The 456-nt window shown below is 68.0% G+C and carries 2 protein-coding genes; both read right to left on the bottom strand.

The window, feature by feature from the left end; genetic code table 11:
* Positions 1–252 (bottom strand): thiol-disulfide oxidoreductase DCC family protein (locus H7U32_RS10190; RefSeq protein ID WP_204469909.1); only part of this gene is annotated, 252 nt, incomplete at its 3' end.
* Positions 249–456 (bottom strand): prolyl oligopeptidase family serine peptidase (locus H7U32_RS10185; RefSeq protein ID WP_204469908.1); only part of this gene is annotated, 208 nt, incomplete at its 5' end. The genes H7U32_RS10185 and H7U32_RS10190, both read right to left, overlap by 4 nt.

Genomic DNA, 456 nt, shown 5'->3' with positions numbered 1-456 from the left:
GAGCACCTCGAACAAAAACGGGGCCCCGGCGCCGGCCGAGTGGATCGCTCCGTCGGGAGCGATCAGATGCCAGGAATCCAGGCGCCTCGCTTCGGGGATCGGGGCGAGCAGGCGCTGTCCCTCTCCGCTTTGTATCGGCACCGGCCTCAGGGCCCGGCGGCGATCCCAGGCGAGGAGCTTGTCCAGGCTCCACTTGCAAAAGCCGCAGTCCGAGTCGTAGAGGACAACGCGCTCTTGCTCGGCCGCGGTCAAGCCGGGGCGTTGTGGAGCTCGATCGGCTCGATCTCGTCGGCAGGCTCGAAGCCGAAGATCATCCCGTAGAAGGCCAGCTCGGCCTCGGCGGCGCGGCGGATCGTCGCTTCCTTGCGGAAGCCGTGCTGCTCTCCCTCGAAGGCGAGGTAGGCGTACGGGATTCCCTTGCGCTCGAGCGCCTCGATCATCTGCTCGGCCTGGGCC

The organism is Bifidobacterium pullorum subsp. saeculare (assembly GCF_016899725.1).
GTDB classification, from domain to species: Bacteria; Actinomycetota; Actinomycetes; order Actinomycetales; family Bifidobacteriaceae; genus Bifidobacterium; species Bifidobacterium pullorum_C.
Note: the sequence above shows the minus strand (reverse complement) of the source record. Positions and strands in the feature narration are given on the sequence as shown.